Source organism: Microvirga sp. P4_G7, assembly GCF_056401005.1.
Genome location: NZ_JBFUKD010000271.1, coordinates 1 through 4711, shown reverse-complemented (window position 1 = coordinate 4711; position 4711 = coordinate 1). Strand labels below are relative to the sequence as shown.

Sequence of the window (4711 nt, the reverse complement as noted above, 5' to 3'; positions counted from 1 at the left end):
CATTCACCGTTCCGGCCTTCTCGAAAGTGAGCGTTCCTTCGAACGGCTCGTCCTTCTTCACTGGCCGCTTCAGGTCCATGAACATGATATGGTAGGCGCCAGGCTTGAAGGCGACCGAACCGTTTGCGGGAACGACGACGCCATTGGCCAGCGGGCGCATCGTCATCACGCCGTCCTTCACCGACATTTCATGGATCTCGGTCTTTCCGGCAATTTCAGCGTGCGCAGAGACGAGACGATCGTCTTCCGAACCACCGTTCTTGATCGTGAGATAACCGCCCGCGACCTTCGCGCCCCCCGGTGTCTCGCGAGACCAGGGATGGCCGATCTGAATCGGGCCGATTTTGTATTCGTGAGCGTGCGCGCTCAAATTGGGCATCATCGCTGCGGCGAAGACAGCGACAGCAGCCGATTGCAGGAAAACTCTACGGCGAAACGAATTGGACATGGGGTTGCTCCATAAGCAGTCGAGCCGCAAGGGCTCTGAAGTTTGCAGACGATTCTGAGTTCATCGCGTCCGTTGATTGACGGACGAGGAATGTCAGATCGTCGGTGGAGCACGTGGATTTTGGGGTCCTCTGAACGGCGCCGCGCCGACGAACGCGTATCCCGCGAGCGAAGCGTGACGGGCTTCCGCAAACGTACGATCTCGGAGAACCGATGTTTGCGAGGGAGGAGCGGTGGACGGCCCGAACATGCTGCAGCCGAGGACGCAGCAATTGGGCAGATGGGTGCGATCCTGTGACGACCCGTCGTCCGCGTGGCGCGCGCCTCCCGTGAAGCACAGGATGGAGCCAGGCGGCTGCATAGGCGTCGCCGACGCGCCGAGCGTCAAACCGACAAGAACAGTCTGGACAGCAATCAAATAGGCCGCGACGATCGCAACCCATGTGCCCCCCATCCGTCTGCGGTTCATCGCCAACCTGACATCCTCCGGCCCCGCACGAGTGCCGCGCGGCCCGGGCGGTGGAATAACCCCATCCCCGCAAAACCACAAGTTACTCAGTGCGCGACCACCAACCACGCAATATTCGCTAGCCCTGGCCCTCCGGAAATCACTCGAAACGTTACGGAAACAGGAAGAAAATCCGTTGCGTCGGCGCGATCGCGATGGTAGTTATTCCAGTGTCTCGCAAGTCGAGTCAGGTCCATGTGCGCGGGCAAATTCTTGCCCATCATTATCGCTCGTCGCACCGGTTCGACCTCATTCCAGCGACGCATCAAGGGGGCGGCTCACCGTTGACATCGATGGTCGCAAGACGCCTGACGAAACACCACACCGGTCGAGAACGTCCGCCATTCGAATGCATCGCGCTGCTTCTGCAGGGCGGCGGCGCGCTCGGAGCGTATCAAGGCGGCGTCTACGAGGCGTTGGCGGAGGCTGACCTGCATCCGGATTGGGTCGCGGGCATATCCATCGGATCAATCAACGCGGCCATCATCGCAGGCAACCCTCCCGCTGATCGCGTCCCACGGCTGCGTCAGTTCTGGGAGCGCGTGACCGATCACCCCAACCTCGACCCCCTGACCGACGCGTGGCGAGGCTTTTTCGAGGGAGACGTTGCGCGCGGCTTTTTCAACCAGACACACGCGGCCGCGTCCTTGCTGACGGGAGCGCCAGGTTTCTTCGAGCCGCGTGTCCCGAGCCCCTTGTTCCTCCCCGCGGGAGCCCCGGGCGCGACCAGCTTCTACGATACCTCCGCGCTCAAGAGCACGTTGGAGGCGCTCGTCGATTTCGACCGCATCAACAATGACGGCATGCGCCTCTCACTCGGCGCGGTGAATGTCAGGTCGGGGAATTTCAACTATTTCGACAACAGCACCTGCGATCTGCGCGCCGAACATGTGATGGCGAGCGGAGCCTTGCCACCGGGTTTCGCCGCCGTCGAGATCGACGGCGACTATTTCTGGGACGGCGGATTGATCTCCAACACGCCGTTGCAATGGGTGGTGCAGGAGAGCGGCGCGCGAAGGGATACCCTCGCCTTCCAGGTCGATCTATGGAATGCGCGCGGTCAAGTTCCGCGCGATCTCGCCGAGGTTGCCGTGCGGCAGAAGGAAATTCAATTCTCGAGCCGCACGCGCGCGAACACCGACGAATTCAAACGCTTGCAGCGCTTGCGCGTGGCACTCACTGGCTTGTTGGCGAAACTTCCTCCCGAACTCGCCGCGAGCGAGGAAGCCAAGCTGCTGCAACCGGCCGCCGATCGAAAAGTGTACAACATCGTTCAGCTCATCTACCGCTCGCGACAGTTCGAGCGGCACTCGAAAGACTACGAATTCTCTCGCTTGAGCATGGAAGAGCACTGGCGCGCCGGGTATCAGGACGCCGTCCGCACGCTGCGCCATCCGGAGATCTTCGAACGCCCCGATTCACTCGACGGCGTCGCGACGTTCGATCTGGCGCAAAGCGGTTAGAGCGTCCATGCCCTGTAAATATCGACGCCTGAACCTCGTCTTTCCTTCGACAATCACGACCGGATTTACAACCGATGACGTTTTCGAGCATTTTCGCGCCGCGCCTTCTGCTGACCATTGGCTTCTTGTCGATCCTTGCCGCGTGTGAAGACAAGGCGGCGACTCCCACTCCGCCTCGCACGGCTCGCGTCGTCGAAATCGACCCTCAGGATACATCTCTTTCGGCCGAGGCCAGCGGTCAAATCCAGGCCCGTTACACCTCGAATGTCGGTTTCCTCGTCGGTGGGCGGTTGATCTCGCGCGATGTCGATCTCGGCGCCATGGTGAAGGCCGGCGATCTGCTGGCACGGATCGATCCCGTCGACTTCCAGAACAAGCAGGTTGCAGCGCAATCGCAAGTTTCCGCCGCCACCGCCGACGTCACGCAGACGAGCGCGCAGGAAGAGCGCTATCGCAAGCTCCTCGCCGATGGTTACACGACACAGGCCGATTACGACAAAGCGTTGCGTGCACTTCAGAATGCGCAGGCAAGTCTGCAAGGCGCGCAGGCCAATCTGCGACTCGCCGACGATCAATTGAAGTATACGCAGCTCGTCGCGCCGACAGACGGCGCGATCACTCAGACCGGTGCCGATCCCGGCCAAGTCGTCATGTCCGGTCAGATGATCGTCCAGATCGCGCAACTCAATGAACGCGAAGCCGTATTCTCGGTCGCGCCACAACGCGTCGGATATGCCCATGTGGGGTTACCGATCAAGGTCTGGTTGCAGGATCAACCGAGCGTTTGGGTCGAAGGCACCGTGCGCGAGATCGCACCCAACGCCGATCCCGTGACCGGCACCTACACGGTCAAGATTTCCCTGCCGAAAGCCCCCGCCTCCATGAGGCTCGGGACGATCGTGGTCGGTCGCGCCGAGGTCAATGGCGGCGTCATGACCCGTGTTCCGGTCGGCGCTCTTCTGCAAACGGGAGACAGGCCGCAAGTTTGGGTGGTGTCGCAACCGGGAAACAAAGTGGAGAAACGGGTCGTATCCGTGGTCCGCTACGATCAAGACGCCGTGACCATCTCGGATGGGTTGAAGAAGGGTGATCTCGTTGTCGTCGCCGGCGTGAACTCCCTCGCGGACGGACAGGCCGTGTCGCCGCAGAAGGTCGCCGTGCAATGACCAGCTTCAACCTTTCCGATTGGGCTGTCCGGCACCGCGCGCTTGTCCTGTTTTTCATGATCCTGTGCGTTGTCGGAGGCGCGATTTCCTACTCGCGCCTCGGACGCCAGGAGGACCCCGACTTCGCCATCCAGACGATGGTGGTGCAGACCAACTGGCCCGGCGCGACGACGGCCGACACGATGCTGCAAGTGACGGATCAGCTCGAGAAGAAGCTGCAGGAGACACCCAACCTCGACTATGTAAAGAGCTACACGAAACCGGGCGTCTCGGTCATTTACGTCAATCTCCTCGAATCGACCAACCCGGCGGATATTCCGTGGATCTGGTATGAAGTCCGCAAGAAGGTTGCGGACATCAAATACAAGCTCCCACAAAGCGTTCAGGGCCCCTACTTCAATGACGAGTTTGGGGACGTCTACGGCATCATCTACGGCATTACCTACGATGGCTACACCGAGCGTCAGGCTCGCGATTTCGCCGAGACGGCCCGCGCCGCGTTCCTGCGCGCCGGCGACGTCGGAAAGGTCGACATCTTCGGGGACCAGGACCAGAAGATCTACCTGTCCTTCTCGCCACAGAAACTGGCGGCGCTCGGCTTGAATTTCAACCAGGTCCTGAATGCCATCGCCGATCAGAACGCCGTCGTGCCGGCGGGCGTCGTCAACACGAAGAGCGAGAACATGCTCATCGAAGTGACCGGCGCGCTCCTGACGACGCAAAGCATCGAGGCGATCAACCTCTTCATCAACAATCGCTTCTATCGCCTTGTCGACATCGCGACCGTGGAAAGCGGTTATGTCGATCCCCCAGAGAAGATGTTCCGCGCCAACGGGAAACCCGCCATCGGTATCGGCGTCTCCATGCGATCTGGCGGCAACAATCTCGAATTCGGACAGAAACTGCAACGGATCGCCGACCAATTGCATCAGCAATTCCCGATCGGCATCGATCTTGTGCTCGTCTCCGACCAACCGCAGGTCGTGAAGCTTGCCATCGGTGGCTTCACCGAGGCACTTTTCGAGGCCATCGGCATCGTTCTTCTGGTCAGCTTCGTGAGTCTGGGACTTCGGGCGGGACTGGTCGTCGCGCTTTCCATTCCCCTCGTTTTGTCCATCGTCTTCATC

General features: G+C 60.6%; 5 protein-coding genes. 3 read left to right on the top strand and 2 right to left on the bottom strand.

Annotation, left to right across the window (positions count from 1 at the left end; genetic code table 11):
* Together AC1DT3_RS12585 and AC1DT3_RS12580 are read right to left on the bottom strand one after the other, a co-directional pair.
* The coding region (locus AC1DT3_RS12585; protein ID WP_477465592.1) for a copper chaperone PCu(A)C at positions 1–448 on the bottom strand (448 nt) is incomplete at its 3' end.
* Positions 449–541: 93 nt separating this feature from the next.
* Complete coding sequence (locus tag AC1DT3_RS12580; RefSeq protein ID WP_477465591.1) at positions 542–916, bottom strand: DUF2946 family protein; 375 nt, start codon at positions 914–916, stop codon at positions 542–544.
* A gap of 332 nt (positions 917–1248) precedes the next feature.
* Between AC1DT3_RS12580 and AC1DT3_RS12575 the strand changes: the two genes are divergently transcribed.
* The 3 genes from AC1DT3_RS12575 to AC1DT3_RS12565 all read left to right on the top strand — a co-directional run.
* Complete coding sequence (locus AC1DT3_RS12575) at positions 1249–2418, top strand: patatin-like phospholipase family protein (RefSeq protein ID WP_477465593.1); 1170 nt, start codon at positions 1249–1251, stop codon at positions 2416–2418.
* Positions 2419–2492: 74 nt separating this feature from the next.
* Positions 2493–3584 (top strand): efflux RND transporter periplasmic adaptor subunit, encoded by a 1092-nt coding sequence (locus tag AC1DT3_RS12570; protein ID WP_477465590.1) that lies wholly within the window; start codon positions 2493–2495, stop codon positions 3582–3584.
* On the top strand, positions 3581–4711 hold a 1131-nt coding region (locus AC1DT3_RS12565; protein ID WP_477465589.1), incomplete at its 3' end, for an efflux RND transporter permease subunit. The genes AC1DT3_RS12570 and AC1DT3_RS12565, both read left to right, overlap by 4 nt.

Excerpts from the sequence above, each read along its gene's own strand:
- AC1DT3_RS12575 (WP_477465593.1), top strand. The coding sequence starts at position 1,249 with ATGGTCGCAAGACGCCTGACGAAACACCACACCGGTCGAGAACGTCCG.
- AC1DT3_RS12580 (WP_477465591.1), bottom strand. The coding sequence starts at position 916 with ATGAACCGCAGACGGATGGGGGGCACATGGGTTGCGATCGTCGCGGCC.
- AC1DT3_RS12570 (WP_477465590.1), top strand. The coding sequence starts at position 2,493 with ATGACGTTTTCGAGCATTTTCGCGCCGCGCCTTCTGCTGACCATTGGC.